General features: G+C 63.2%; 25 protein-coding genes and 1 pseudogene. 9 read left to right on the top strand and 17 right to left on the bottom strand.

The window, feature by feature from the left end; genetic code table 11:
• Nucleotides 1-41 precede the first annotated feature (41 nt).
• From D8W71_RS01455 to D8W71_RS01465, 3 genes are read right to left on the bottom strand one after another with little or no spacing between them, the layout of a single operon-like run.
• Nucleotides 42-1067, bottom strand: coding sequence for a phosphotransferase family protein (locus tag D8W71_RS01455; protein ID WP_121110354.1), 1026 nt, complete (start codon nt 1065-1067; stop codon nt 42-44).
• Nucleotides 1064-2278, bottom strand: a complete 1215-nt coding sequence (locus D8W71_RS01460; RefSeq protein WP_121110356.1) for an acyl-CoA dehydrogenase family protein — start codon at nt 2276-2278, stop codon at nt 1064-1066. The genes D8W71_RS01455 and D8W71_RS01460 overlap by 4 nt, the downstream gene beginning before the upstream one ends.
• A gap of 55 nt (nt 2279-2333) precedes the next feature.
• Nucleotides 2334-2810 (bottom strand): NUDIX domain-containing protein, encoded by a 477-nt coding sequence (locus D8W71_RS01465; protein ID WP_121110358.1) that lies wholly within the window; start codon nt 2808-2810, stop codon nt 2334-2336.
• A gap of 176 nt (nt 2811-2986) precedes the next feature.
• Between D8W71_RS01465 and D8W71_RS01470 the strand changes: the two genes are divergently transcribed.
• From D8W71_RS01470 to D8W71_RS01485, 4 genes are all read left to right on the top strand, one after another.
• Nucleotides 2987-3484 carry a hypothetical protein gene (locus D8W71_RS01470; protein ID WP_121110360.1) on the top strand — a complete coding sequence of 166 codons (498 nt, stop codon included), beginning with the start codon at nt 2987-2989 and terminating at the stop codon, nt 3482-3484.
• Nucleotides 3485-3501: 17 nt separating this feature from the next.
• On the top strand, nt 3502-3843 hold the full coding sequence (locus D8W71_RS01475; protein WP_121118382.1) for a DUF1801 domain-containing protein: 342 nt from the start codon (nt 3502-3504) through the stop codon (nt 3841-3843).
• Nucleotides 3844-3958: 115 nt separating this feature from the next.
• Nucleotides 3959-5200, top strand: coding sequence for an ATP-grasp domain-containing protein (locus D8W71_RS01480; RefSeq protein ID WP_121110362.1), 1242 nt, complete (start codon nt 3959-3961; stop codon nt 5198-5200).
• Nucleotides 5197-7227 carry a hypothetical protein gene (locus tag D8W71_RS01485; RefSeq protein WP_121110364.1) on the top strand — a complete coding sequence of 677 codons (2031 nt, stop codon included), beginning with the start codon at nt 5197-5199 and terminating at the stop codon, nt 7225-7227. The genes D8W71_RS01480 and D8W71_RS01485 overlap by 4 nt, the downstream gene beginning before the upstream one ends.
• A gap of 1 nt (nt 7228) precedes the next feature.
• On the opposite strand, the gene D8W71_RS01490 is transcribed toward D8W71_RS01485, so the two are convergent.
• The 3 genes from D8W71_RS01490 to dapA are packed head-to-tail and all read right to left on the bottom strand — an operon-like array spanning nt 7229 to nt 10256.
• Nucleotides 7229-7912: a YoaK family protein gene (locus D8W71_RS01490; RefSeq protein WP_121110366.1), complete on the bottom strand. Its 684-nt coding sequence runs from the start codon at nt 7910-7912 to the stop codon at nt 7229-7231.
• Nucleotides 7913-7948: 36 nt separating this feature from the next.
• Complete coding sequence (locus tag D8W71_RS01495) at nt 7949-9250, bottom strand: lipase family protein (protein ID WP_121110368.1); 1302 nt, start codon at nt 9248-9250, stop codon at nt 7949-7951.
• Between the two features lie 28 nt (nt 9251-9278).
• Nucleotides 9279-10256, bottom strand: coding sequence for a 4-hydroxy-tetrahydrodipicolinate synthase (gene dapA / locus D8W71_RS01500; RefSeq protein WP_121110370.1), 978 nt, complete (start codon nt 10254-10256; stop codon nt 9279-9281).
• Between the two features lie 72 nt (nt 10257-10328).
• Here dapA and D8W71_RS01505 point away from each other — a divergent pair, with 72 nt between their 5' ends.
• Nucleotides 10329-11222: a LysR family transcriptional regulator gene (locus D8W71_RS01505; RefSeq protein ID WP_121110372.1), complete on the top strand. Its 894-nt coding sequence runs from the start codon at nt 10329-10331 to the stop codon at nt 11220-11222.
• On the opposite strand, the gene D8W71_RS01510 is transcribed toward D8W71_RS01505, so the two are convergent.
• Nucleotides 11208-12536 (bottom strand): FAD/NAD(P)-binding protein, encoded by a 1329-nt coding sequence (locus tag D8W71_RS01510; protein WP_161965377.1) that lies wholly within the window; start codon nt 12534-12536, stop codon nt 11208-11210. The two genes, D8W71_RS01505 and D8W71_RS01510, sit on opposite strands and share 15 nt — an antisense overlap.
• 215 nt (nt 12537-12751) lie before the next feature.
• Nucleotides 12752-13066: a cupin domain-containing protein gene (locus D8W71_RS01515; RefSeq protein WP_201265224.1), complete on the bottom strand. Its 315-nt coding sequence runs from the start codon at nt 13064-13066 to the stop codon at nt 12752-12754.
• Nucleotides 13067-13318: 252 nt separating this feature from the next.
• Between D8W71_RS01515 and D8W71_RS01520 the strand changes: the two genes are divergently transcribed.
• A complete protein-coding gene (locus D8W71_RS01520; RefSeq protein ID WP_121110378.1) occupies nt 13319-14623 on the top strand; it encodes an aspartate aminotransferase family protein in 1305 nt (434 codons plus the stop codon).
• Between the two features lie 16 nt (nt 14624-14639).
• Here D8W71_RS01520 and D8W71_RS01525 read toward each other — a convergent pair whose 3' ends face one another.
• From D8W71_RS01525 to D8W71_RS01560, 9 genes and pseudogenes are all read right to left on the bottom strand, one after another.
• Nucleotides 14640-15101, bottom strand: a complete 462-nt coding sequence (locus tag D8W71_RS01525; RefSeq protein WP_121110380.1) for a MerR family transcriptional regulator — start codon at nt 15099-15101, stop codon at nt 14640-14642.
• A gap of 27 nt (nt 15102-15128) precedes the next feature.
• The gene (locus tag D8W71_RS28320) at nt 15129-15989 is read right to left on the bottom strand and encodes an SDR family NAD(P)-dependent oxidoreductase (protein ID WP_236077882.1); all 861 of its coding nucleotides are present in this window, start codon (nt 15987-15989) and stop codon (nt 15129-15131) included.
• A gap of 87 nt (nt 15990-16076) precedes the next feature.
• Nucleotides 16077-16628 (bottom strand): annotated as a pseudogene (locus D8W71_RS28325) (LysE family translocator); the annotation flags it as partial.
• A 70-nt stretch (nt 16629-16698) separates the two neighbouring features.
• Nucleotides 16699-17628 (bottom strand): SDR family oxidoreductase, encoded by a 930-nt coding sequence (locus D8W71_RS01535; protein WP_121110384.1) that lies wholly within the window; start codon nt 17626-17628, stop codon nt 16699-16701.
• Nucleotides 17629-17707: 79 nt separating this feature from the next.
• Complete coding sequence (locus D8W71_RS01540; protein WP_121110386.1) at nt 17708-19705, bottom strand: acetyl/propionyl/methylcrotonyl-CoA carboxylase subunit alpha; 1998 nt, start codon at nt 19703-19705, stop codon at nt 17708-17710.
• A gap of 7 nt (nt 19706-19712) precedes the next feature.
• Nucleotides 19713-21314 (bottom strand): carboxyl transferase domain-containing protein, encoded by a 1602-nt coding sequence (locus tag D8W71_RS01545; protein ID WP_121110388.1) that lies wholly within the window; start codon nt 21312-21314, stop codon nt 19713-19715.
• A complete protein-coding gene (locus tag D8W71_RS01550; protein WP_121110390.1) occupies nt 21301-22503 on the bottom strand; it encodes an MFS transporter in 1203 nt (400 codons plus the stop codon). Before D8W71_RS01550 ends, D8W71_RS01545 begins: the two co-directional genes overlap by 14 nt.
• Entirely contained in the window at nt 22500-23750 is a 1251-nt protein-coding gene (locus D8W71_RS01555; RefSeq protein WP_121110392.1) for an aminotransferase class I/II-fold pyridoxal phosphate-dependent enzyme, read from the bottom strand. The genes D8W71_RS01550 and D8W71_RS01555 overlap by 4 nt, the downstream gene beginning before the upstream one ends.
• Nucleotides 23751-24092: 342 nt before the next feature.
• Nucleotides 24093-24662, bottom strand: a complete 570-nt coding sequence (locus D8W71_RS01560; RefSeq protein WP_121110394.1) for a TetR/AcrR family transcriptional regulator — start codon at nt 24660-24662, stop codon at nt 24093-24095.
• A gap of 87 nt (nt 24663-24749) precedes the next feature.
• Between D8W71_RS01560 and D8W71_RS01565 the strand changes: the two genes are divergently transcribed.
• From D8W71_RS01565 to D8W71_RS01575, 3 genes are read left to right on the top strand one after another with little or no spacing between them, the layout of a single operon-like run.
• Nucleotides 24750-25289, top strand: a complete 540-nt coding sequence (locus D8W71_RS01565) for a DUF2867 domain-containing protein (RefSeq protein ID WP_121110396.1) — start codon at nt 24750-24752, stop codon at nt 25287-25289.
• 9 nt (nt 25290-25298) lie between these two features.
• Entirely contained in the window at nt 25299-25718 is a 420-nt protein-coding gene (locus D8W71_RS01570) for a MarR family winged helix-turn-helix transcriptional regulator (protein ID WP_121110398.1), read from the top strand.
• Between the two features lie 33 nt (nt 25719-25751).
• Nucleotides 25752-26195: a hypothetical protein gene (locus tag D8W71_RS01575; protein WP_121110400.1), complete on the top strand. Its 444-nt coding sequence runs from the start codon at nt 25752-25754 to the stop codon at nt 26193-26195.
• The last annotated feature ends 41 nt before the right edge of the window (nt 26196-26236 follow it).

Below are 26236 nucleotides of genomic sequence, written 5' to 3' on the forward strand. Positions count from 1 at the left end.
GAATGTGCGTTCGAAGCCATCTGTCCGTATGAATGGACCATTCAAGCGGTGCGGTTGTCGATCGCCCGGAGCCCCGCCGCCATGAACTCGTGCGTCGCTTCGGCAGCAGCCGCAGCTCCCGAACCCGAATCGGATCCGGCGAGCGCGCGGTGCGTGATGCCTTCGCCGATGACGCCGAGCTTGAAGTTGGCCAACGCCAGATAGAAGTTCCAGTGCGCCAACTCGGTTCCGGTGTCGCGGCTGTACATCTCGGCCAGTTCGTCCGCCGACGGGTATCGCGGCGACGTCCACGCCGCGCTGACGCCGAGTACGTCGTCGAAGATCGGCTGACGATAGACGCACATGAGCGCTACATCGGTGAGCGGGTCACCGAGAGTCGACATCTCCCAATCCACCACGGCAGCAACGGAACCGGGATCGCCCGCACGAAGGATGACGTTGTCGACGCGGTAGTCTCCGTGCACGATCGAACCCGCAGACGACGATGGCACCGCGTCCAGAAGCTTGTCTCGCAGCGTCTCCACATCGGGCAACTCGCGCGTCTTGACGGCTTCCCACTGACGCGACCAGGTCTTCACCTGACGCCCGACGAATCCTGCCGGCTTGCCGAACGATCCGAGTCCCACGGCCTCGAAGTCGACACTGTGCAAGCGACCGAGAACCCGGATCAGTTCGCTGGTGTTGGAAGCGATCTGGGCGTCGGACAGGCTTTCGAGATCCTCGCGCGTACGGATGACCGCCCCCGGGTCGAACTCGACGACCGTCATCGGAGCTCCCAGCACCGTGCCCTCCGCATCGAATGCCACCGTCTTCGCTACCGGCACATCGGTCGACTGGAGCGCCGACGTCACAGCCCACTCACGGGCCATGTCGTGGGCCGACGGCGTGAGCCCACTTGTCGGCGGCCGGCGAACCACCCACGCCGAGTTGTCGTCGAATGCCTTGAACGTCAGATTGGATCGGCCGCCACTGATCAGCTCGACCTTCAGATCTCCCGCCAGAGAAATTCCGTTCTCCACCAGGAACTGAGCCAGTGCCGGCGTGTCCATACCCGGTAGTTCGGTCATTTCGCCGCAGCCTCTCTGGCGGCCTTCTTCGCTGCGCCGACGACCCGCTTGGCGATTGCCCAGCGGTGAACCTCGGAGGGTCCGTCGTAGACCCGGAACGGGCGCACTTCGCGCGAGAGCCTCGCAAGCGGAAGATCGTCGGATACCCCGAGACCACCGCACATCTGGATGCTGTTGTCCACGATTCGGAAAATAGCCTCGGCCGCATATGTTTTCGCGATCGAGGTTTCGTTGGACGCATGCGAACCCTGGTCGAGCGCGAAGCACGCCTGAACCAGAAGTGCACGCGTCGCGGCGATGTCGATTTCGTTGTCGGCAACCATCTTCTGAATCATGCCGAGATCGCCGAGCTTCGAGCCGAAACCTTCACGCTGCGCGACGTGTGCGACGGCAATGTCGTGTCCGCGGCGTGCAGCACCGAGCCACCGCATCACGTGGGTCATGCGAGCAGGACCCAGGCGAACCTGGGCGTAGGAGAATCCCTCGTCCACGGCTCCGAGCACGTTCTCGTCGGGCACGAAAACGCTGTCGAAAAACACCTCACAGTGGCCGCCGATCATTGCCTTGTCGAGCGTTCCGATGTGGCGTCCGACCTTGATCCCCGGTGTGTCCGCCGGCGCGAGGAACATCGTCGCCCCTCCGCGGTCACCCGGTGCGCCCGCGGTGCGAGCCATGATGATGAAGAACGCCGCGCCATCTGCGCCGGTGATGAACCACTTGTGTCCGTCGATCTTCCAACCGCCGTCGACTTTGACCGCAGCCGTGGTCAAGGCCGCCGGGTCGGAGCCTGCCCCGGGTGCCGGTTCGGTCATTGCGAATGCGGACCGGACGTCACCGGCAGCGAGCGGAGCGAGAAACTGCTCCTTCTGCGCAGCCGACGCGACGTGGGCGAGTAGGTGCACATTGCCCTCGTCGGGAGCGCCGATGTTGAGGGCGGGCGGTCCGAACAAGGAGTAACCACCCTCCTCGAACACCGGGGCCCGATCACTCATGTTGAGGCCCGCTCCCCCGTACTCGACGGGCGCATGCGGGGCGAACACGCCTGCGTCCTTCGCTGCGCGCTGCATCGACACCCGCAGATCGTCGCCACCTGCGTCCGCGATGTTCCCGAGGAACTTGTCCTCGATCGGCATGACCTCGTCACGGACGAACGTGCGGGTCTTGTCGACGAGCGACACGACCTCGGGCGAGTACGACAGATCGATCGTCACGCAAAACTCCTCCGCGTCCGGACCGAGCGATCGCTCGGTCGCTAGATGCCCAGGGTTACACGGGCCCAGGTTCCTGGTCAAGGTGCGCGCCCAGGGCGTCGAGCAGATTCACCTGCGCGGGCAGCAACTTCACCCGGGCGTCCTCCACCGAGAACCATTCGATTCGATCGATCTCGGGAAACGACTGCTGCTTGCCCGACTTCGGTGGCCACTCCATCTCGAAGGTATTGCTGGCGAAGCCGCTGATGTCGAGGTCGGCATTTACAGCGAACACCGTCACCAGCTTGCCGCTCTTCTGTTTGATCTCCGGAAGTTCGACCCACGTCCCATCCGGTAGATCGATGCCCGTTTCCTCGCGGAATTCGCGTCGGGCAGCGGTTTCAGGATGTTCGTCGTTGTATTCGCCCTTGATGACCGACCAGGCACCATCGTCCTTCTTCGCCCAGAACGGCCCGCCCGGATGGCCGATCAACACCTGCCGGGTACCGTCCTGCACTCGGTGGAGCAATATGCCTGCGCTTCTGTTGACCATCGGTCCACCCTGTCACTCGACCGAGGTGATGCGCCACGTGCACCACCCGCACACTCGGCGGGCTAGAGCGTCGAAGGCAGCCGCATGTACGACCACTGGTCGATTGTCGCAGAGAACGACCTCGACCATCGACGGAAGCGTTTCGCTCTCACCAGCGACTATGACAGTCTGAGTCGGTGCACGAAGCGGACAAAAACCCCGAAAAGGCCCTCGCGGGATTCAGTCCAGCGCGCAGCCCTCGGGATGTCACGTGGGTGCTCACCGTAGGTCTGTCCCCGTTGCTCGCGCTCGCGTTGACCGTGCCGCCGGTGGCGATCATGGACCACCGCGGGCGATTTCTGTCCGAGACGCTGAGCAACTGGAACCTCTACGCGGTGTTCGGACTTGTCGTGTACGCGCCCATCATGGTCGTCTGCAGTATCGGCGCACTGGTCATGATCTCGAACTTCACCGCAGGGCGATGGATCTCGTCGATGGGCAGCCTGGCTATGTGCGTGTGCGCCGCGGTGTTGATCTACGCCGGTGCCTCCGACCTCGTCGCGCCCGCGGGCACCAGTGCGCCTGCGATGGTCTTCGCAGTGACCAGCCTCGGCACCGCAGCGTTCGTCCTTCCGTACCTGGCATTGCTCGCCGCGGACTTCTATCTCCTCCGCCGCCTGTGGAGCCGGCCCTGACAGTAGTGTCTCCAACCATGACCGGAGACTGGCGTAGCGAGACCGTGGATGCGATTCGCACTGTGATCGGCACCGCAGCACCCGGCGTCGCCGAGGAGGCCAAGTGGCGCAAGGCGTCCAATCCCGACGGCGTGCCGACCTTCAGTCTCGACGGGCTGCTGTGCACCGTCGAGACCTACAAGGACAAGGTCAAGGTGACCTTCGCCAAGGGCGCTTCCATCGACGACCCGTCGAACATCTTCAACGCCAGTCTCGACGCCGGAACACGTCGAGCGATCGACATTCACGCCGGCGACGCCCTGGACTTCGATGCTTTCGCCGACCTCGTCCGCAAGGCCGTCGATGTCAATAGACGCTGAGTGTCAGCTCGTCACGTAGTGGGACGACCTCGGCCCTTCCGTTACGCCGCCGTGACCCGTCTGTACGGTGGGAAAGACTGACCTGACTCGATTTCGTCGATGGAAAGGACCTTGTATGCCGCAGCCCGCACGACTGGAGAAGAATCCGGAGAAGGGCTACGTCGCATTACTCGGCTGGAGCCTGGCTGCGGTGGAGGCTCTGGACGCATTCGACCGGCGCTACCTGGTGGTAGCCCCCGAATGGGCCGAGGAATACTGCACCGAGCACAACATTCCCTACCTCCCGTGGAACTTCGAACGCCTCAACGATCGGTCGCTGGAGATCGCCGAGACGCTGCAGGACAAGGGCGTCGACGTCGCGATCCCGCTGTACGAGGAGACCGTCGAGTGGGCGGGCGCGATCAACTCCGTACTGCTGGGCAACCCGCGGCTGTTCGGCCAGGCGATGCTGCTGCGCGACAAGTCGCTGATGAAGCGCCGCGCCCAGCTCGGCGGCATCCGCGTCGGCATCTTCGAGGAGGCGCACGACCGCGAAGACGTCATCCGTTTTCTACGGCGCGTCAATCAGACGTTGCTCAAGCTCGACGGTGACCCCAACGACCCAATTCACCTCAAGGCGTTCGACAAAGCCGGATGCCTCGGGCATCGCGTGATCAGGACCCCCGACGAAGTCGACTCCATCCCGGACGACGAATTCCCGGTCCTGATGGAATCGCACCTCGACGGTTGGGAGTTCGCGGTCGAGGCCTGGATCCACAACGGAAAGATCAAGTTCCTCAACATCTCCGAATACGTGACGCTCGGATACTCCGTATTCGTTCCAGCGACACCGGAGTTGGAGAAGTATCGTCCGGCGATCACAGCTCAGATCGAGAAGCTCATCAAGACCTTCGACATCGAGTTCGGCTTCATTCACCCCGAGTACTTCGTGACCAGCGACGGCGAGATGTACTTCGGCGAGGTCGCGTACCGGCCGCCGGGCTTCAAGGTCTTCGAACTGCTCGAGCGCGCCTACGGTTTCAACGCCTACCAGGGTCTCGCGCTGGCGTTCGACCCCAAGACCACCGAGGAGGAGATCGACGCGTTCTTCCCGACCGAAGTCGTCGACGCCACCGGTGTCGCAGGATGTTTCGGTGTGTACCCGCGGCGACGCGTTGTCAGCAATCTCGAAATCCCCACCGAAACATCCGAACACGACTACTACGAGACGAACGACCTGGCCGCACCGATGGAGGAAACCGTCACCAAGCGAACAGCTTTCGGCACCCACTGGGGTCTGCTGTACTTCTTCGGCGACGATCCGTATCGCATGCGCGACCTGCTCAAGCACCAGGAAGAACTGGACTTCTACGTGTGAGGCAAGATTTCGGGAACGCATCTCACGGTCCGTCGCAGACCCTCGACCCACCCGTCGACCAGGCGCTCGTCACGAGACTGGCGCAACTCGACCATGCCACCGAGGCGCTGGGGGCTGCGCCCGACTTCTCCAAGAACACCAAGGTGCGACGGGTCCTCGACTCGCTTCACCGGGTGCTCACGAGGCCCGGGGGCTGCGCGGCCGTTCGCAGCCGTGCCGCCGCCCTCGACGGGGCAGGATTGTTCGCCGGGACGGACTGGGCGCATCCGGATATTCTTGTGCCCGGGTTCGTCGGACCCTCGCTGCGCAGTGGCGTCATCGACACGGTGATACTCGAAGCGACGAGCGAACTGCGCTTGGTGGCAATAGCTTCCGGCGAGTACGCGCACTCGTCGATCAGTGCTGAGGACGCGAAGAGATTCCTGTCCCAGGTCCTGGCCATGAACCTGGAGGCGCTTTTCTCCTCACCGTCCGAGGCAGAGCGTGTCCGGCTAGGTCCCGTCGCACACCTGATTCGGGATCTGTTCGGTTATGTCGCCGACCAGATCGGCTACGACAGCGTGCTGGAGGAGCTCGGCGACGAGATCTGGCGAGTGTTGCGGCAGAGGCCGATTCAGGTCGACAACGTCAAAGCGATGGTCACCCGTATCGCGGTGTACCGCGAGGACCCGGACGTCGACCTCGGCGCATCCGGCCAGGGTCTCGACCGACTGATCTCCGCATTGTTCGGGCCGACGGAAGCGTGCCGCGAGGATCCGGGCGTCGATGTCTATCGCTCACGCCTCGGCGCAATGGACTCCGAGGGCCTCGAGTTCGAAGCACGCGGATTCGCTCGTGCGATGCACGACACCGGATTGGTGTCGCCATATCACGCGACGCTGGTGCGTTTTCTGATCGAGCACAACACGTACCTGCTCGGTGAGGCACTCGGTGTCTCGGAGACCGGCCGGACGTGCCTCCAGCGGTATCCAGAACTGGTGCACTGCATCATCAACGAGGCAGTGCACCCGGAATCGGCACAATGTCTCTACGGAATCGCGCTGATGCTCGACCGCGGAATTCTGCATCAACCGCCCATCGTCCCGTCGCTGTGGCGCCAGCTGGCCCTGCGGCTCGAGCCGGGCGTTCGCCAGCGTTTGATCGACATCTTCGGCCCGACTCCCGATCCGGAAGCGCGACTTCTGGGCGGGCTGTTGTCGATGCTCGGACAGCCTCTCGGCATCGGACAGGGCGACAACCCGACGTGCCAGTCTGCGCGGGCGTTGTCGATGTGGGCGTACAACGACCCGGACTACCTGCTGCAGATGGTCGTCTGGGCTGCACGTGACGACGAGATCGTCATGCACTTCGAAGGGCAGTCGCTGTCCTCGAAGGACAGTGAGGGCGGCGTCGCTACGTCCTCGCCCGTCGACTTGGACCCGGTGTCGCAACTGTTGGTACCGCACCTGGACCGGATCTACGCCGAAATGGGTCGACGCTGCGCCGATCGACCAGGCGACCCGCATCGATGGGTGAACCCCGAGTTCCACGGTTGGTGGTCCGCTCGCGGCTTCCACATCAATGTCGATGTGGCGACGGGCAATTTGATCGATCTCGACGATTTCCTTCGCGCGTTCTATGCGTCGTACCACTTGGACTTCAACGGTGGTCAACCGCTGATCCACCCGCAGCCCGCGGGAGTTGCCGTCACCGACAGCGCTGCCCGCTATATCGGCTGGCACGCCATCACCATCCTGCGTGTCGCCGTCGATCCCGACGCCGTCACTCGGGTCTACTTCTTCAATCCGAACAACGACAGCGGACAGGACTGGGGCGACGGCGTCGTCGTCGGGACGGCCGGTAACGGCGAACGGGCAGGGGAAGGCTCACTTCCGTTCGAGCAGTTCGTATCTCGGCTGTACATCTACCACACCGACCCACTCGAGCACGGCGAGCCGGACAAGATTCCGTCCGCCGACATCGACAACGTCATCGGGTACATCCAGCGAAGCTGGGGTGCGGATCGGATGCCTGCGGCCGACAGCTAGCTCACCGTCGACTCACCCGGCGGCGAGCTCCGAATACGCTCAGCACCAGCGCAATACATCCCGTTGCGGCCGACACGACGGGGCCGTGCTCCGGCGCCGCAAGAATGGACACGGCTCCCGCGAACGATCCTGCGACCAGAGAAGCGATGGCCCCCACACGCAGCGCAAGGTACTCGGTGTTGCCACTGGCCAGATCGTCGACGATGCTCACCATCGTTCCGGTGACGAAGGTCGTCGACAGCCCTCCGCCTACCGCCGACGTACGCGCCACGACCGTCTGCAACGCCATAGCGGACGCCGACAGTGCGACGAGCACGTCGATGACGATCTCTCCGGTCGGGCTGTCCAGAATCCACCATGCCACCAGCGTGCCGACCTGAATCGCAGCCGCGACTGACAGTACAACCGTCGTCACGTGCGCGGGCTGCTTCGTCGACCTATGCGCGTACCGGAAGCCGATGAGCAGCACGACAAGGAACACCATGATCGCAACGACAGCGCCGATCAGGGTCGCCAGGTAGTCCTCGCGCCCGACCAGCCCGACGAGCACCAGGTTCCCGGTCATGTTCGCGGTGAAGATCCCACCGAGCGCGAGAAACGCGAAGGCATCGGTGGCCCCTGCCCCGAACGACAGGACCAGTAGGAGCCACGGTGAGCGGACCTGAGCGTCCGTCGTGTCGTTCATGCGGAAACCATAGGCGGCCTCGCTACCGCGGAGCGCCTAGAGCTTCCGGCCGAGCAACGCCAGCGTGGTAGACCAGGCCAGCGCGAGAAGATCACGGACGGCCCCGAAGGAGGCGGCCGTCGACCAGACCGTTGTGACGCCCGACGGCGGAGGCGGCTTGCCGTCGAAACGGTCCTCCAACCAGTCGAGTGTCAACGGGGCCGAAAGCGGGTGCAGGGACAGATGCTCGCTCAGGCGGTCGCGCAGGTACGTGACGTGCACGCCGTTCTCGAGGTAACGATCGACTTGTCCGTCGACGTCGTCGACCGCGATGATCTGGTCGTGGACGGCCTGGACGACCAGGAGCGGGACTGTGGGCGCAGTGCGGCCGGGCTGGATGTCCTGAAAGACCTGCAGGATCTCGGGCTTGGCGAGCAGGTCCGCCAACGGAATGTCGATGTAGTTGTCGAGGTCGTGCTTGGCGAGCTTTCGGACAGCCGCGACGGTGGTGAGATCGTCGACGGATTCGAGCAATGCGAGGCCGTCCGCGTTGACATGCGTCCGGACCACACGATCGAGATCGGGGTACGTCCGACGAAGCCCCTCGACGACCAAGGTGGGCAGCGCAGCATGGAGCGTCGCATTGAGCCGGGTGAACGCAGACGCCGGATCGCCGACGGGTGAGCCGAGGGCCGCCCCCACAAGTTCGATCTCCGGCGCGTACTCCGGTGCCATCTCCGCAGCCCACGACGTCGCAAGACCCCCGCCGGAGTAGCCCCACAGCCCTACCTTGGTGTCGTAGGACAGTCCTAGCGGCGCGAAACGCAACGATGCGCGCACAGCATCGAGCGTGCAGAAACCGGGCTCTCGCGGCGATCCCCAGTGCCCGTCCTGTCCCTCGTGGTCAGGGATGGAAATGACCCAACCTCGTCGGAGCGCGTGGAGCACGAGCACGAATTCGAACTGCGGCACCGAGCCGAACGCCTTGGCGCCGCGTTGGAGCGCATACGACGGAAAGCAGGTCGCAGACACCGCATCGATCGCACACTGATACGACAGCAGGCGCGGCGTCTCGGCGACGCTTCCGCGTTGCATCAGCACTGTGGTAACGCTGACCTGCGGCTCGTCGTGGAGATCGTTGGTTCGGTAGAGCAACTGCCACGCGTCGACCTGCTGCGGGATCGAGCCGTACAGCGCTATCTCGACCTCACGACTGCGAAGAATGGTGCCCGGTTCGAGAGCCTCGAAGCCGTTTGGTGGGCTGTAGAACGGGTCGTCGCCAGGCAGTATTGCCCGCTTCGGCCGAGGTGATTCCTCGGTTTCCCACGGCGCACTGCCGGTATCTCTGTCGACGCTCATCCCCACACCCTTTGTCCGAGTCTTTCCGTCACACTAACCCCGCGCAGCTGTCACCTCTTCTCGGCGGGGGTGAAACACCGGTCGCCGTGGTCGCACTCAGCGACGTCGAATCGGCACTCAGAACCCGAGAATCCGTCAGCGCATCCTGAAGCCGAACACGATGCTCGGGCGGCGACTGAAGAAGCGGAAGCCTCACTGCGGCAGAGTCTATGATTCCCGATGCGTGCAGTGCCGCCTTGGCCATGATCGCGCCTTGAGACGTGCGCATCACGGCATCGATCAACGGCAGCAGCTCGGTCTGGATTCGTCGGGCTGTGTCCAGATCGCCCAGACTCACCGCATGAGTCAGATCAGCGTTTCGGTCGGCCACTATGTTCCCCACCACGCTGACCAGTCCCACCGCACCGCTCGCCAGGTACGGCAAATTCAACTCGTCGATGCCGCAGTAGTACGCGAGCGATGTCTTCGACATGACGGCCATCGCCTCGTACAGATCACCTTTCGCGTCCTTGACCGCTCTGATGCGCGGATGGTTCGCGAGTTCGACCAACGTCGCCGATTCCATCGCGACGCCGGTGCGGGCCGGCACGTCGTAGAGCATGACCGGCAAATCGGTGGCATCCGCAACCGCAACGCAGTGCTGGGCGATTCCCGCCTGGGTGGGCCGCGAGTAGTACGGACACACGACGAGCAGGCCGTCGGCACCCGCGTCGTGGGCCTGGCCCGCACGCGCGATGCTGGACGCAGTGTCGTTGGTCCCGACGCCTGCAATCACTCTCGCGCGTCCCGCCGCCCTCGTCACCACCTCGCCGACGAGCCAGCGCGTCTCGCTTTCCGACAGAGTCGGGGCCTCGCCGGCCGTGCCGGCCACGACCAGTCCGTCGCACCTCGTCGTGATCAGGTGTTCGACGAGGCTGCCCACTGTTGCAGCGTCCAGAGTCCCGTCGGATCGCATCGGAGTCACCATCGCGACGAGGTTGGTGCCGAAGAGCTGCTCTGTGGTCATTTCACGAGTGTGGGGCGAAAGATTCCTGCGGTCCAGCGATGGTTTTTCACCAATACCAATTAGCCTGACTTCATGATCGATGTCGCCGCGTTGCAGTCCCTCCGGTCCGTTGCAGCGCTGGGCACCCTTGCGCGCGCCGCGGACGAACTCGGCTTCACCGCCTCGGCTGTGTCTCAGCAGATCAAACGGCTCGAACGCCAGCTCGGGGTGCAGGTGCTGGCGCCGTCGGGACGCGGCGTCGTCCTCACCCCGGCGGGTCGAGCGTTGGTCGACTCGACGCCGGACGTGTTCGACGCTCTGGAACGCTGCGAGGAAGCCGCGCGATCGGTAGCCGAGGGCGCCCCTCGCGGCACCGTGCGCGTCGCGGCTTTCTCCACCGCCATTCGCGGACTCCTGGCTCCGGTGCTGCATCGGTTCACTGCGGACTACCCGAACGTGGTCGTCCTGATAACCGAACAGGACCCGGACAAGGCTCTACACAGTGTCGATGCGGGCACCGCGGATGTCGCGCTGATTCACGACGCCGATGGACTACCCGCGCCGCTACCGGAGTCGGTGCGTAGCCATGCACTCCACACCGACTTCGGCGACATAGTCGTTCACCGGCGCCATCCATTGGCTCAGGTTTCGACGCCGATACCGACTGCTGCGCTGAACGACCGGACATGGGTGACGAGTCCTCCGGGAACGGTGTGCCATCAATGGTTTCGGCAGGTGGTCGCCGAGCTCGACGATCCACCCGACGTTCGCCACCTCGTCGACGATTTCTCCAGCCAACTGGCGTTGGTGGCGTCGACCGATTCCGTCGCCCTCATTCCGCGACTGGCTCGCCCACCGTTGGGTGACGATCTCGTCGCTCTCGACTTGGCGCGCCCGCCGAAGCGCGACGTGCACGCGGTGTGGCGTCGAAGCGCGGATTCGAGCCCGTCCATTCGGGCACTGATCGCCCGCTTAGAAAGCCTGTAGCGTAACGTCGCGATTCGCAGCTATCAGAGAGGCGACTACCTCTGCCTGCGTGCGGATTTCGCTGATGTTGAAGCTCTCCCAGTTCGATCCGCGCCGTAGCGAGCCCACTGCCCACAATTGCGCTTCGAGTGGGCCCGTCACCCTTCCGTCGAAATCGGTGTCCAAGCCGATATTCGTTCGGCCAGGACGTGCGAACCCGGCGTCGAGAAGATCGTCGACGAGCGGTTCTTCCATCTTTCGCGCAAACATCGACGGCCCGGTGCAGCAGATCACGAGGCCCGCGGGTTCGGTCCAGTACTCCTCGAATCGGCGAACTCCCACCACGCCGTCGCTGTGCTCGTGCACACGTCCCGACACCAGGCGCAACGATCCATCCGCAATCAGGCGGCCCAACACCTCCGCCGTTTCCGGCGGCATCCGGTTGCGGTGCTGTTCCCAGATCAGCAGCACCCGTCGAAACAGCTTGTCTCGCTCCGCATCCGACACCTCGGGCCACATCTCGGGAATGACCAGGCGCAGACCGTCGACCACACGACGCCAGTCGAGGTCGGCGTGTTCGTCGAAGACCAACCGCGTCTTTCGGATGATCTCGGCTGCCGTGGTTGCGCCGACGAGATGCTGAACCTGTTCGTACAGAAGTGGCTGCTCGGGTTCGACGAGTTGCGCCTCCGGGAACCGACCACGCTGAGAGATCGCCGTGATGTCGGTGCAGCCGTAGGTATCGAGTTCGACGACGACGTCTGCGGCACTCAAGCCGGTTCCGACTACGACGATGGGCTTGTTCCGAGCGTCGAGATCGTCGACCACCGCGTGCAGGTCTACACGCCAAGGATGAGTGACCACTTCGCGAGCAGCGGCGACCGGTACCGAGAAGGCGCCGTGACCGACAGCGAGCACGACGTTGTCGGCTGCGATCGTGACGCCCGACGCCAGGTGTACACCGAGAGTGCTGTCGACCGAGACCACCGAATCATGCCATTGCACAAAGTCTCCCGAGGATGCGGAGACGGCCGATTCCAGTGAGTGGCGCAGATATTCTCCATACACGTGCCGCGAGGCGTAGGTGAACTCCGAACCCTGCCCGGTCGATTCGAGGTACCGGACGAAGTGGTCCGGGAAGTCCGGCCATGCGCTCATTCGGTTGGCCGGGACGTTCACTCGGTGAACCGGAACCATCGTCGAATAGGCGACACCAGCGCCCACCTGCTCCGACCGCTCCACCAGGTGCACCCGGTCACCGGGAAGCGCACGGTCGAGCAGGGTCAGCGCGGCGATGACGCCTGCAGCGCCTCCACCTACGATCACAGTCTCCACCTGGCTGACAGTAGTGGGCGTGCGCCCTCGGTGGTGCTGCGGTCGGCCATCGAAGGTGTGGGGGCCTGAGGTGATTACGCTCGGGCTGTGTGGGCCTGATTGCCCGATACTTCAGCGAGCGTCGGGTTTCCCCTGCGAATCTGGGAATTGTGGGCAATCAGTCCCACGCGAGATGACCGGCCCGTCATACCGTCCGGATCGTCACCAGCATCAAGCTATCCCGCCGAACTGGAGTACGGTCCATGCCGCATGCCCGGCGGGCGGCACGCGTATGTTCCCGGCCCGAACGTCTGCCCTAGTGTCACGTCCGTGAGGTGTCCGCTGATGAGGTAGACCTCCTCCCAGAACGTATGCGAGAGAACACCGAGGTGGGTGGCGTCGACTCCAGGGTCGTAGCGCTGTAACACCGTCGCCGAACCGTCGGCCTCGTCGCGTGCGAGTTCCTGCTCCCAGACCCCGTCGGCGGACCCGTCGGGACGGTGCCACGGAGCCTGAGGGGTGTGAAATTCGAGTTCTGGCTTTCCGGCCACGCCGATCTCCAATCTGTATATGAAATGTATACAAGATAGACGCCTGATCGACCCTACGTCGAGAAAGTCGTAAACACGGCTTGCTCGCCGCATCGGTCCGGCAAGACTCAGGCGCGTCGTTCCACACCGTCATCGATCAGCCGTTGCGGTGAAATCTGCTGTGTTCTAATTGCATTGGGAGACCTATATACCCGGCGGAGCAGGGGCGATTGACATAGTCTGTGGTTGTTCTGCCGCCACCGAGGAGTCGCCGTGAGTACAGAAACCTTTTGGGACGACGCCGATCGTCATCTGATTCGTTACGGCGCGAGCTTCACCCCGCGCATCATCGAGAGGGCCGCGGGTTCGTACGTGTACGACAGCGACGGGCGCGCGATCCTCGACTTCACCTCGGGTCAGATGAGCGCGGTCCTCGGCCATTCCCATCCGGACATCGTCAAGGCGGTCTCGGGGTCGGTGGCCTCGCTCGATCACCTGTTCAGCGGCATGTTGAGCAGGCCGGTTGTCGATCTGGCGAAGAAACTCGCTGCGACGCTCCCGCCCACCTTGAGCCGCACGCTGCTGCTCACCACGGGCGCCGAGGCCAACGAGGCTGCGCTCAAGATGGCGAAGCTCTACACCGGCGGATACGAGGTTGTCTCCTTCGACCGTTCCTGGCACGGGATGACGTCGGGCGCCGCGGCAGCCACGTTCTCCGCAGGTCGCCGAGGATACGGACCGACGATGCCGGGCAACCTGGTGTTGCCCACACCCGATTCGTACAGGCCGCAGTTTCGCAACGCCGACGGTTCGTACGATTGGGAATCGGAGCTTTCCTACGGGTTCTCGCTGATCGACAGGCAGTCCACCGGCGCGCTGGCCGCCTGTCTCATAGAACCGATCCTGTCCTCGGGCGGCATCATCGATCCGCCGCTCGGTTACCTCGCCCGGCTCAAGGAGCTGTGCGTCGAACGCGGGATGCTGCTGATTCTCGACGAAGCGCAGACCGGGTTGGGCCGCACCGGTCAGATGTATGCGTTCGAGCGCGACGGCGTCGTACCCGACATTCTGACGCTCTCGAAGACACTCGGCGCGGGCCTGCCGGTAGCCGCGGTGGTGACGGGCGACGACATCGAAGCTCGCTGCCGAGAACGCGGGTTTCTCTTCCTCACCACCCACGCGTCGGATCCTCTGGCTGCGACGGTCGCGAACACTGTTCTCGACGTCATCGCGCGCGAATCGCTCGCGGAACGCGCAGCCAAGCTCGGTGAGCAATTAGCGGATCGGCTTGATGCGCTTCGTGATACGTACGAGGTGGTCGGCGATGTTCGCGGTCGCGGTTTGCTTCGCGGCATAGAGTTCGTCACCGACAAGGCGACGAAAGCACCGGCCGATGCACTGGGCCAAGCCGTCACCACCGCATGCCTCGAACGCGGCCTGCATCTCAACATCGTCCAACTCCCCGGTATGGGCGGTATCTTCCGCATCGCGCCTCCCTTGACCGCAAGTGAGAACGAACTCCACGACGGCATCGACATCCTCGACGCGTCCATCAAGGCTGTGCTCGCAGGCTCCTGACGCGTGAGCGGCGGTTCTACGGTCCTGTCGCACCGCCGTAGGTCTCGATTTTGTACTCCGTTGCGGCAAGCGACAACTGGAGTTCTTGGATTCGACGACGGATCGTCTCGCGATGCTTCACGAGGAACTCGAGCCGCTCCGGCACAGTGGAATCACCACGATCGACCAGTTCGACGTAATGCTGCAGGTCTCGCATCGGCATACCCGACAGTCGCATTCGCGAGATGAAGACGAGCCTGCGCACGGCATTGGCGTCGTACTGCCGGTAACCCTGGCCGTCCCGATCGACGACGATCAACCCGGCTCGCTCGTAGTAGCGCAGCGTGTGCGCTGTGACATCGAGGAGTTCTGCCGCCTCCGCGATACCTATGGGCGTGACTATTTCACCGGTGTCGATCAGCCCGTGGAGGGCGTCGATAGCCGTGTCCGACCCCGCCGACGCGGCCAGGGCTCTACCCATCAAATCCACTGTGGCCATCTGCCCAACCTAACCCTGCTTCGCTGCTCAGACCGGACGAACGGATTCCGCAAGGCCCGGGAAGTCCGCGTCGGCCGCAATGTCGCTCAACTCTTCGACGGTTGCCAGATTCTGCCGGTAGCCATCCCTCAACCGGCGGACAGCTTCGCGCCCCAGAGGGACTCGTAGCGGTGCCGACTCGGCATCGACGAAGCCACGAATGATCTCGGCAGCCCGAATCGGATCTCCTTCCTGCCGTCCGCTCACCGCGCGCATGTCGGCTCGAACAGCATTCAGTAGATCCGCGTACACGTCGGACGGCGCGGCGATCTTCAGGACGTCGGCGTCGTTGAATCCCGTTCGGAAACGACTGGGTTCGACGATGAGGACCCTGATGCCGAACTGGGCGACCTCTCCCGCCAATGCTTCCGACCAGCCTTCCAAAGCGAACTTGCCCGCCGAGTACGAACCTGCACCGGGGAAGGAAACTCGTCCTCCCTGGCTGCTGATCTGGACGATGGTCCCTCGATGCTGCTCACGCATACCGGGCAGCACCGCGCGTGTCAGGGCAGCGGGACCGAAGAGGTGCTGCTCCAGCATGTCCCGCAACTGCGCGTCGTCGACCTCCTCGGCGGCGCCGATCTGCCCGACGCCTCCGTTGTTGACGAGCACATCGACGGGCCCGAATCGCTCCGTTGCCGCGCTGACCAGGTCCTTGGCCGCCGGTATGTCCCGAACATCGAACTTGGCCGGCAAGATCGACTCGGGGTACCGGCTGAGCAGATCATCGAGACGCTCGGGCCTACGTACCGCGGCTACCACGGTGTCACCGCTGTCCAACGCCGCTTCTGCGAGCGCCCTGCCCAATCCCGATGATGCCCCGGTGATGATCCAGTGTCGTTGTGTCATGACGGAAAAGCTATGCCTTCGAGCGCGCTCCAACGCAAGCGCGAGATCAAACATTCTCGACGACGGTGAAGACCAGAAACCGAGTGCGATCACGCCCAGTGCGATAGACGCGACGACGTTGATTCGCGCGGTACCGACGCGAACTACAACGGGACTCACGGCGTAGGCGAGTACGGTCCACCAGACCACGCCGAGGGCGACGTCCACGAGGGTCAGCGCGAGCATCTGGACCCAGACCGGTTGTCCCGGCGTCACGAATTGAGGCGCGATTGCGACAAAGAAGACGATGACTTTCGGGTTGGTGATGCTGGTGACGAACGCCTGCTTCCATCCAACCGAGCTGACATCGCCCTCGGACGTATTTCGCCGAACACCGGCGATGGCCAGGTAGAGGAGGTAGAGCGCGCCGATAACCTGAATGACCACCAGCGCCTGCGGCGCAGCGGCAATCAACGCGGACACGCCTGCCGTCGCGAGCAGGCCGTGTACAAGAAGCCCGGCCTGGGATCCGAGCCCAGTAACCGCGCCGTGACGCGGGCCTTCGGTCGCCCCGCGCAGCACCATCAGCCAATCGGGCCCTGGAACCGCGTAGGCCACTAGCGCCACACCCACGAAACCAGCCAGCAGCGACAACTCCATACGAACACGCCCCCTTACCCCGAGAGCGTGCTCACCGAACTCAGGTTGCAAACAACTCCCCCGCGGGACCTCACATATCCGCCCAGGCGTCGGGCTGCGTACCGTCGAGGTCGGTGAAGCCGTACTCCGACGCCAATCGGGCAACTGTGACCGAACTTTGGTTCCATCTGGCCCGCTGTGGGTCGGCGGCGAGCGCGGCGACACCACGTCCGACGAAACGGGTCGACTCGGACTGCGCGAATCCCGGTGGCGCGGTCGGCCCGTCTCCTCGAGTTGGATCGAGTGCCTTACGCCAAGAACTTTCCTCGACGCCGAACGCCTCGAGCATCATCTCCGATCTCATCCACCCCGGGGTCAAAGCGACGGCCGTCCCTTCGAACTGCGCAAGCTCATGGCCCTGGGAAAATGCGAGGCGGTTGACCGCAGTCTTGGCCAGGTCGTAGAACACGGAGATCCTATACTTCGACGCGTTGTATTCGGTTGTGCCATCGGTCATCTCGACAACCAGGCCACCGGGGCGGTCGATCATCAGCGGAAGCAGATGATGAGAGGTGACGATGTGGGTATCGATCGCCAATCGTAGAATCCGGAACCCGTCGTCGAGATCCAGTTCCCACAACGGCGTGTTCCACTGCGGTGGTGGGCCTTTGAGGACCTCGCCACCCCAGATGTCGTTGACGAGAATGTCGATGTGCCCGAAGTCCGTCCGCACGCGCTCGGCCAGAGCTGCAACCTGATCGGATTCCAGGTGGTCCACCGGAACAGCGATTCCCACGCCGCCGAGCGAAGTCACCAGTTCGGCGGTCTCCTCGATCGTCTCCGGCCGATCGTAATCAGACTTCAATCTGGTGACGCTGCTGCTCCGACCGGTACAGACAACGGTGGCACCGGCCTCTCCGAGAGCGGCCGCGATCCCTCGGCCTGCTCCTCGGGTGGCCCCAGCAACTACCGCGACGCGCCCCCGAAGAGCGTCGACGTTCGGCGACCATGACTCGGCCATGGTCGCCAGACTCCCAGACGACGACGGGAATGACAAGGAATCGTCAGCTCTACCCTGACCACAGGCGCGATTGCCAAGCTCACGCGGGAACTGCTTCCATCACCGCGACGACCCTGGCAATCGTCTTGTTGGCATCGACCACGTCGCCTGGTTTGACGGTCACCTCGACCACCTCGCCGTCCACTGGACTTCGTAGCGCGGACTCCATCTTCATTGCCTCGACGACAGCCACCACATCACCCGCGGACACGCGTGATCCGCTCTCCAACACCGACATGACGGTGCCAGGCATGTGCGAGGTGATGCCGTCGCCTGCAGCGTCGGATCCGTCGCCGGAGAAGAGCCGCTTTGCCACGCGGTGGGACCATCCCGCGATGGACACCCAGCTCTCGGTTCCGTTCGACCGCGCGCTGAAGTCCACACCGTCTGCGGTCCCGACGATCGTTGTTCGACGAGAACTCGACTCGACCGTGGCCTCGGTCGTCACGAACACACGACGTTCGCCGATGTCGACCGTCCACCTCAATTCGTCGACACGAACCGCCGAGAGCGTGAGGAGAACACCGTCGACCTCGACGTCTGTTCCCGACGGCTCGGGGTGCGCCGAGCGTAGATGCTTGCGGTCCAGCGTCCCTGCCGCACCCGCCCACGGGGATGTGGTGTCGGCAGAGCGGATACCGACGGCGTAGGCGACCACGGCGACGGCGGCTGCCTTCTCGCGTAGATCGTCGACGTCGGGCAGGAGGCTGCGAATGGTGGTGTCGATATAGCTCGTGTGCACATCGTCCGCTCGTACAGCGGGGTCGGCGAGCAAAGCCCGCAGAAAACCGATGTTCGACGCCCCGCCGAAGTATCGGGTTGCGAGCAGAGCTCTGTCGAGCGCTTCGAGGGCGACCGCGCGGGTCTTGCCCGTCGCGATCACCTTCGCGAGCATCGGATCGTAGAACGGAGGTACCGAGCCGGGCCCGGTGAAAGCCGCGTCGACCCTGGTGTCCGACGGCCATTCGGTGAACACGTCGACTACCGGTGCAGGCCTGAAATCATCCAGGGGGTCTTCGGCGTAGATGCGGGCTTGGATTGCAAATCCGTTGACCTCGATGTCATTCTGAGCCAAGGGCAAAGCACGTCCGAGTGCTACGTCGAGTTGTAGCTCGACGAGATCGACTCCGGTCACTTCCTCTGTGACGGTGTGCTCCACTTGCAGTCGGGTATTGACCTCCAGGAAGTAGTACTTTCCCGCGTCGTCGACGAGGAACTCGACTGTGCCTGCGTTGACGTATCCCACACTGTCCAGGAGCGCCACCGCATCGGTCTGCAGTGAGTCCAACACGGCGGCAGGCACCGACGATGCGGGTGCTTGCTCGATGACTTTCTGATTTCTTCTCTGGAGCGAGCACTCGCGGGTGAAGAAGTGCACTCCGTGTCCGTGAGAATCGAACAACACCTGCACCTCGACGTGCCGTGGTCGCGGTACGTATCGCTCGATCATGACGTCGCCACGACCGAAGTTGCGCTGATTCAATCGAACTGCCGAGGATACGGCCTCGCGGACATCGTCTCCCGGATGCACCGCAACCATGCCCTTACCACCGCCGCCGTACACCGGCTTGAGCAGAACGGGATCGCTCACACCGGCGAGATCCTGCACGATGGTGTCGACGTCGGCGCTCGCCGAGCCGAAAGCGTCGAGCGTCGGAATCCCCAGCGCTGCCGCCGCCGTCTTCGCCGCAGCCTTGTCACCCAGCAACGCGATTGCCGTTGCGGGTGGCCCCACGAAGACGAGACCTGCCCGTTCCACGGCCGACGCGAACTCCGCGTCCTCCGAGAGGAATCCGTAGCCGGGATGGATCGCGTCGCATTCGGTTTCGAGAGCGGCCGCGATCACGGCATCCCGGTTGGCGTAGGTTGCCGAGGACGCGTCGGCGTCGAACACCACGGTGTCGTCGGCGACGCTGTGCCACGGCGCATTCGCGTCTGCAGCAGAGGAAATCGTGACCACCGAGAGGCCGAGTCTGCGCGCGGTGGCCGCGATCCGAACCACGATCTCCCCACGGTTCGCTATCAGCAATCGAGTCATTGCGGGCTCACATTCTGAACACGCCGAAGCGCGTCGGTCCATGATTGACGGGGAGCATTGACAGGGCCAAACCGATCCACGATCGAGTGTCGACCGGATCCACGATCGCATCGACCCACAGCCTCGATGCCACGTACACCGATTCGCCCTGACGCTCGTAGTTCTCGCGGATCGGCCGCTTGATCTCTTCGATCTCGTCCTCGGTCAACGGATTACCCGACGCTCGCGCCGACTCGATCTTCATCAGCGCCATCACCGATGCAGCCTGCTCGGCACCGACAACCGTCGTCTTGGCGTTGGGCCACACCGCCATGAAGTCTGGACCGATCGACCGCCCGCACATCGCGAGGTTGCCTGCGCCGTAGCTACCGCCGATCACGATGCTGAGTTTGGGTACCCGCGCGCACGACACCGCATTGACGAGTTTGGCGCCGTGCTTGGCGATACCTTCGGCCTCGTACTGCTTGCCGACCATGAATCCGTTGATGTTGTGCAGGAACAACAGTGGGATGTCGCGTTGTGAGCACAGTTCGACGAAGTTCGCGGCTTTCAGCGAGTCCTCGGAGAACAGCACTCCGTCGTTGATGATGACCCCGACTCGGAAGCCCTCGATGTGGCCGGTCCCGCACACGATCGTGCGGCCGTAATTGGCCCTGTACTCGACCAATTCACTGCCGTCGAGCAGACGCGCAAGTATGTCGCGTGCGATCATCGGTGTCTTCGACGAGGACGGAACTATCGACTCGAGTGTGTCGGGGGAATGGAGGGGTTGCTGGGCGAGACGTGCGGGCGAACGAACCTCACGCCGCTCCCCTCTGCTGACGATGTCGGCAACGATCGACAGCGCTTCGTGGTCGTCACCTGCAATGTGGTCGACGACCCCGCTGACCACGCCGTGTACATCGGCTCCGCCGAGTTCCTCGGGCTCGACGTCGACACCTGTCGCTGCTTTGACCAACTGGGGTCCACCCAGGTAGATCGTTCCTGTGCCCCGCACGATGACCGTCTCGTCGCACATCGCCGGGATGTAGGCACCGCCTGCGGTGCACTGCCCCATGACGGCTGCGACCTGGACGATGCCGTCGGCGGACATCTCGGCAATGTTCTTGAACATCTCGCCGAAATGATGCTCGTCCGGGAAGATCTCGTCCTGCATCGGAAGAAAGACGCCGCCGGAGTCGACGAGGTACACGCACGGCAGACGCAGCTTGCGTGCGACCGCCTGCAGGCGAAGCTGCTTCTTCACCGTCAACGGGTAGTAGGTGCCGCCTTTGACGGTCGCGTCGTTGGCGAAGATTGCACACAGCGAGCCACGGACTGTGCCGATGCCCGTGACCAACGCCGCCGAGGGTACCGAGTCGTCGTAGACCTCGTATCCTGCGATTTGGCCGATCTCGAAGAACGGCGATTCGACGTCGAGCAAGACGTCGATTCGTTCACGTGCCGTCAGCTTGCCGCGCGACCGGTGTTTGGCAATTGCACGGTCCGACCCGCCGCGAACAGAGGCATTCCGCGCGGTGCTGACCCGTGCTCGAATGGCTTTGTAGGAGAGCCGGTTCTCTTCCTCGGTGTCGAATCCGATCACCGTGACGTCGTCAATGACGGGCATCTGCGCCAGCTCCTGCCGTGGTGGATGTGGTGACGTCGCGAAGGGTGAACACCAGTGCGGCTGCGAGGACGGTGACGCCTGCGATCACTGCTGTCCATACCCGCTCGTCGGAGGCGAGGGGTCCGATCACCGACGCAACCCCTGCGAGTCCCTGCTGAACGAGCCCGCAGTAGGCGACCGCGATAGCGCCGCCCTGCGCGAAGTGCGTCACTGCCGTCGCCGCCGAGTTGGGGAACAGCAGTGATTGCCCGAAAGTCAAAGCGATATAGCCGAATACGAACAACACGAGAAGTGTGTGTCCGCCGATGGGCGGGTACCAGATGGCAGCGAGTAGGACTCCTGCCGCCACCATGATGACGACACCTTGCTTCATGACCGGCCTGGAGCCGATCTTCTTCGCATATCGGTTGACGTACACCGCACCCGCGAAATACGCACCGCCGTACAGGATTCCGAAGGCCCCGAACGCCCACGGTTGCAACCCGAATCTACCGGCGAAGAGGAACGGACTCAGTTGCTGCACCAGCACGATCGCCCCGAACCCGAGTCCGCCTGCGATGGCAGGTTTGTAGAACTTCGAGTTCAGCACGATCGTCTGCCACGACACCGCTTGCTCGCCCTTGATCAGGACCTTGTGGTTATCGGTGCGCGAGGAGACGACGAACGCGAGGGCCGCGACCACCGCGAGGACCACGAATCCGATTCGCCACGAACCGAACGACGCGATGACGCCTCCCACGAGCTGTCCTCCGCCGAGCGCGACGACGAACGCCATCGACAACAATGACAATTTCGCGGCAAGTTCATCACCGGCGAAGCGGTCTTTGACGATCATGCGGACGACGATTGCGGCCCCTCCCGCACCCACACCCTGCACGATCCGTCCACCGAGCAGAACAGCTGCGTTGGACGCGAATGCCAGGGCAACACAGGCGATCAAGAAGATTCCGAGGCTGGAGAGCAATGCGGTTCGACGCCCGTACCGGTCTGCGACCCTTCCCCAGGCGACGACGGGAAGCGCCGCAGCGATGACGAACAGAGTCACCGACAGTTTGGTCACCGATTCGGAGACCCCGAGGTCGATGGCAACGTCCGGCAGCGACGGTAGGTAGATGGTCGTGGCCATCTGCGCCATGAACACGATGGCGCAGGCGAGAGGGGTAATCGACTTCTCCGAGGATGTGCTCATGACGTCGCATCGCTCAATTCACGAGCGAAGGCCTCGATGATCTCGTCGGACATGTCTGCACGAAGCATCAGCCTCAGACCCGCCTTGCCTCGTCCAATCACGGGGAAGAACACGGCCGAGGTGTAGAAGCCACCGGCAAGCAGCTTCTGCGCGGCATCGATCGTTCTTTCCTCTTCCTTCAGAGTCACGAATCTGATCGGTAGACCATCGCCTGCCGCCGGAGTGGCGATGAGATTGTCGAATTGCGCGGCGACATCGCGTAGCCGCTGCTGAAGAACCTCGACCTCACCGCTGAGGTGGATCTGGGTGGAGGTGGAAATCGCACCGAGACCGGCAACGTTGACGCGCTGAGACCACGTCAGTGGACCACCGAATCGTAGTGCCGCGTCGCGGTTCCTGGTTCCGTTGATACCTCTGCGGCCCAATATGATTGCGCCGCCAGACGCACCGAACCCCTTGTTCAGCGATGTTAACAAGAACGTGCGGTCGCCGAGCGGGCCGAACTCGTCGATGACGGCCCCACGCCCGCGGGCACCGAGGACCGAGGTGCTGTGAGCCTCGTCCAGGATCAAGATCAGTCCGTACTTATCCTGTAGCGCGAACAGTTCTTTCAGTGGGGCTTTGCCGCCGGTGCTGTAGACGGTGTCGGCCACGTAGGCGACGTGAGGATTGTTCCGGCACAACGATTCCAGCTCATCGACATCGTCGTGACGGATGGTGACGACGTCCGCCTCGTCGGCGACGCTCGCCTTCATGGCGTTGAGGCAGAAGTGCGCGTTCTTGTCGAACACCATCAACGGCGGCGTCCCACCCGTCAACAACCCAGACGCCACCAGCGGCAACAAGCACCATGCCGCGTTTGCCGCGGACCCGAGAGTGAGCACGTGGGCGTCGAACAGTTCGCCCAGGCCCGCTTCGGTGTCGTCGAGGAGCCTCGAATGCACTCGCATCCGCGAGATGGAACTGTTGAGCGTTCGCTCGCGTTCCAGGGCCTCGATCGCTCCGGCGCGGATCCTGTCGTCGGTGTCGAGCCCGAGATAGGAATAGGTCGAGAAGTTATGAATGTCGACGTCGTCGGTGGTCGTCTGAGCGAACCCAGCGACCTTGTCCGCGGTTATATCGGCGAGACCTTCCAGCACTGCGCGGTCCCAGAACGGGTTGCTCAGATCTGCTGCTCGTCGGATATTGGAGTACTTGTTCTTGACTCGTTCCGCGTTCGGCAACGCTGCCGAATCGGTTGATGTCATCGGTGCACCCTCATCACGTTTCTCGTTCGTGTTCCGGCCGCTTACGAGATGAATAACACTGCGAGAGTGCAGTTCTGTCAACAAGTACCGCCTGCGCTTTTCCTTCGACCGTCCGTTTGGTCCGCTTCGTTCCTCCGGTTCGAATCTCGAGAACTGCGTTTGCGCACTACCGGGCGGGTAGTTGAACTAGAAATTTCGGCTATTCGTCTCGGAATGTCCTGTGTCACAGCAACAGACGACAATTTCGAATCAGCGTGATCGCAAGTATTGCGTCCGCGGCCCACTCGGTCCGGGTGCAATCGCAGACTCCTCGCGGACTACTTCCGGTTGCGCTCGGCTGAACTAGTCGGACTCAGGTTTGGTGACAGGGTCGACAATCATGCGCGTGACCGTTTCCAGCACCTGTTCTCGACTACGACCGCCATGGTCGGCATGGAGTAGGCGACTACCGATCGCCACCGAAAATGCGATGAGGCACCGCGCTTCGAGCTCGTCCTCGTCTGCACAGCGGTCCGCGAACACTCGCCTCAGCAGGTTCATGCGCTGGTTGTCGACATCGCGCAAACGTTCGGCGACGCCAACGTCCCGCCGCGCCCATTCTCGAACTGCCATGTCGATCGGTAAGACCTTGTCACCGAACGTCAGCTGTCCCGCCAGGACTGCCTGTGCGGTCCGCTCCCCTCCCGTACGTTCGACGGCTGCAAGCACGTCGTCGACGCTGTCCGCTCGCCATCGATCGAGTATCGCGTCGAGCAGAGCCTGCCGATCCGCGAAATAGCCATAGAAGCCGCCCTTGGTTACGCCGATACGCTTGGCCAGCACTTCGACCCGAACCGCATCCGGACCGCCCGCCACCAACGCGGCCAATCCCTCGTCGATCCAGCGCTCTCGCGTTGTGCGTGCGGTACCCACATTTCCTCCACGATAGATCTATACGGCACCGTATAAAACGGGTAGCGTGCCTTCTGTACGCCACCGTATATCAGCAAGGAGCCAGCGATGACCGACCACCCTGAACCCCAGACCTCCCGTGAACGGAAATACACAGCAGGCTATGCATTTTCGCTCACATCAGCGTCGGTAGGCCTGAACGAGGTCCCCCACGAGGCATTGACACGCTCACCCCTGTCCCCCGACTACGCCGACCACTTCACACGGACAGTCGAAACCCGCGCGACGCCCGAGCAGTATGCCCGTGCCATGTTCGGCGATACTCCAACCACCTCGGAGATATTCATCTGGCGCGGACTGCTACAACTTCGCCTGAGCCCAGGAGAGTCACCGGACACCGTAGCCGGCTGGCAGATCGTAGAACGTTCACCGGAATGGATAAGACTGGAGACTGGCTCCCACTCGCTGACGGTAAATCTCGTCGTCGTCGTGCTACCGAACGAACTCCAGCTGACGACGCTCGTCCGTTACGACCGCCCTCTCGGGCAATGGATGTGGACTCCGCTGTCTGCAGTTCATCGCCGACTCGCGCCGTCTGTACTGACCGACGCCATTGCCGCCATCGCACGAGAGATCCCGCCTGGGTAACCTTCCCTCATGTCCGACCCGCTTCCGTTCAGCCCGACCATCACGTTGCTGACGGTCGGACGCGTCTGGGAATCGGAGTATGCGGATGCACTCAAACCGCTCGGACTGACGACCCGCAAATACGGGCTGCTGGGGCACATTCGGCGGACCCCTGGTATCTCGTTCAGTGAGCTTGCTCGGCGTTCGCGCATCACCGTGCAGAGTGCACACAGCGTCGTAGCCAGTTTCGTGGCGTCCAGCCTGGTCGACGACGCCACAGCGCAGGCCGGGGCTGCATCGACCTTACGCATCACCCCCGAGGGCGAAGCCCTGCTGACCAGGGCAGGCGCAGTGGTCGACACCTTGGACCGCGAGTTCGCCGCTCAGCATCCCGAACTGACGGAGGCCCTGCGTGCCCATATGCGTCGGGTGATGTCGCCCACCGACTGACGACTTCGCGCAACCTTCAGTTAGCCTGAAGGTATGGAATCGTTGCTTCTGTCCATCCACGTCGTGGCGGGCATCCTCTTCGTCGGCCCGGTCGCTGTGGTGACGAGTCTGTTCCCCCGCTATGCGCCGGTCGCGGGGCGTGAGAGCGCCGAACGCAAAGCCGATATCGCTCAGCTGTTGCATCGCATCACCCGCGTCTACGGATTGTTGGCAATCGTCGTTCCGGTGGTCGGTCTGATACTTGCAGCCGTGCAGGGCCGAATCGGCGAAGTATGGATCACAACGGCTTTGGTACTGACGGTAGTTGCCGGCGGGTTACTGGCGTTGCTGATCGCTCCGCTACAGAAAGATGCGCTCGAATCAGGCAGCAGCACAGGAGAAATGAAGATGATCGGCATGAGTTCCGGCGTGTTCAACCTGCTATGGGTGATCGTCGTCGTCCTCATGATCGTGCGCCCTGGATCGAGCTACGCATGAGCTTCCGGCACAATCTGCGAACCCGCGAGGTTGTACTTGTG

The organism is Rhodococcus sp. P1Y (genome assembly GCF_003641205.1).
Lineage (GTDB): Bacteria > Actinomycetota > Actinomycetes > Mycobacteriales > Mycobacteriaceae > Rhodococcoides.

Coding starts and splice junctions, on each gene's coding strand:
- D8W71_RS01455 (WP_121110354.1), bottom strand. CDS start 1,067: ATGACCGAACTACCGGGTATGGACACGCCGGCACTGGCTCAGTTCCTG.
- D8W71_RS01465 (WP_121110358.1), bottom strand. CDS start 2,810: ATGGTCAACAGAAGCGCAGGCATATTGCTCCACCGAGTGCAGGACGGT.
- D8W71_RS01475 (WP_121118382.1), top strand. CDS start 3,502: ATGACCGGAGACTGGCGTAGCGAGACCGTGGATGCGATTCGCACTGTG.
- D8W71_RS01480 (WP_121110362.1), top strand. CDS start 3,959: ATGCCGCAGCCCGCACGACTGGAGAAGAATCCGGAGAAGGGCTACGTC.
- D8W71_RS01490 (WP_121110366.1), bottom strand. CDS start 7,912: ATGAACGACACGACGGACGCTCAGGTCCGCTCACCGTGGCTCCTACTG.
- D8W71_RS01495 (WP_121110368.1), bottom strand. CDS start 9,250: ATGAGCGTCGACAGAGATACCGGCAGTGCGCCGTGGGAAACCGAGGAA.
- dapA (WP_121110370.1), bottom strand. CDS start 10,256: ATGACCACAGAGCAGCTCTTCGGCACCAACCTCGTCGCGATGGTGACT.
- D8W71_RS01505 (WP_121110372.1), top strand. CDS start 10,329: ATGATCGATGTCGCCGCGTTGCAGTCCCTCCGGTCCGTTGCAGCGCTG.
- D8W71_RS01525 (WP_121110380.1), bottom strand. CDS start 15,101: ATGGCCACAGTGGATTTGATGGGTAGAGCCCTGGCCGCGTCGGCGGGG.
- D8W71_RS28320 (WP_236077882.1), bottom strand. CDS start 15,989: ATGACACAACGACACTGGATCATCACCGGGGCATCATCGGGATTGGGC.
- D8W71_RS01535 (WP_121110384.1), bottom strand. CDS start 17,628: ATGGCCGAGTCATGGTCGCCGAACGTCGACGCTCTTCGGGGGCGCGTC.
- D8W71_RS01540 (WP_121110386.1), bottom strand. CDS start 19,705: ATGACTCGATTGCTGATAGCGAACCGTGGGGAGATCGTGGTTCGGATC.
- D8W71_RS01545 (WP_121110388.1), bottom strand. CDS start 21,314: ATGCCCGTCATTGACGACGTCACGGTGATCGGATTCGACACCGAGGAA.
- D8W71_RS01550 (WP_121110390.1), bottom strand. CDS start 22,503: ATGAGCACATCCTCGGAGAAGTCGATTACCCCTCTCGCCTGCGCCATC.
- D8W71_RS01555 (WP_121110392.1), bottom strand. CDS start 23,750: ATGACATCAACCGATTCGGCAGCGTTGCCGAACGCGGAACGAGTCAAG.
- D8W71_RS01565 (WP_121110396.1), top strand. CDS start 24,750: ATGACCGACCACCCTGAACCCCAGACCTCCCGTGAACGGAAATACACA.
- D8W71_RS01570 (WP_121110398.1), top strand. CDS start 25,299: ATGTCCGACCCGCTTCCGTTCAGCCCGACCATCACGTTGCTGACGGTC.
- D8W71_RS01575 (WP_121110400.1), top strand. CDS start 25,752: ATGGAATCGTTGCTTCTGTCCATCCACGTCGTGGCGGGCATCCTCTTC.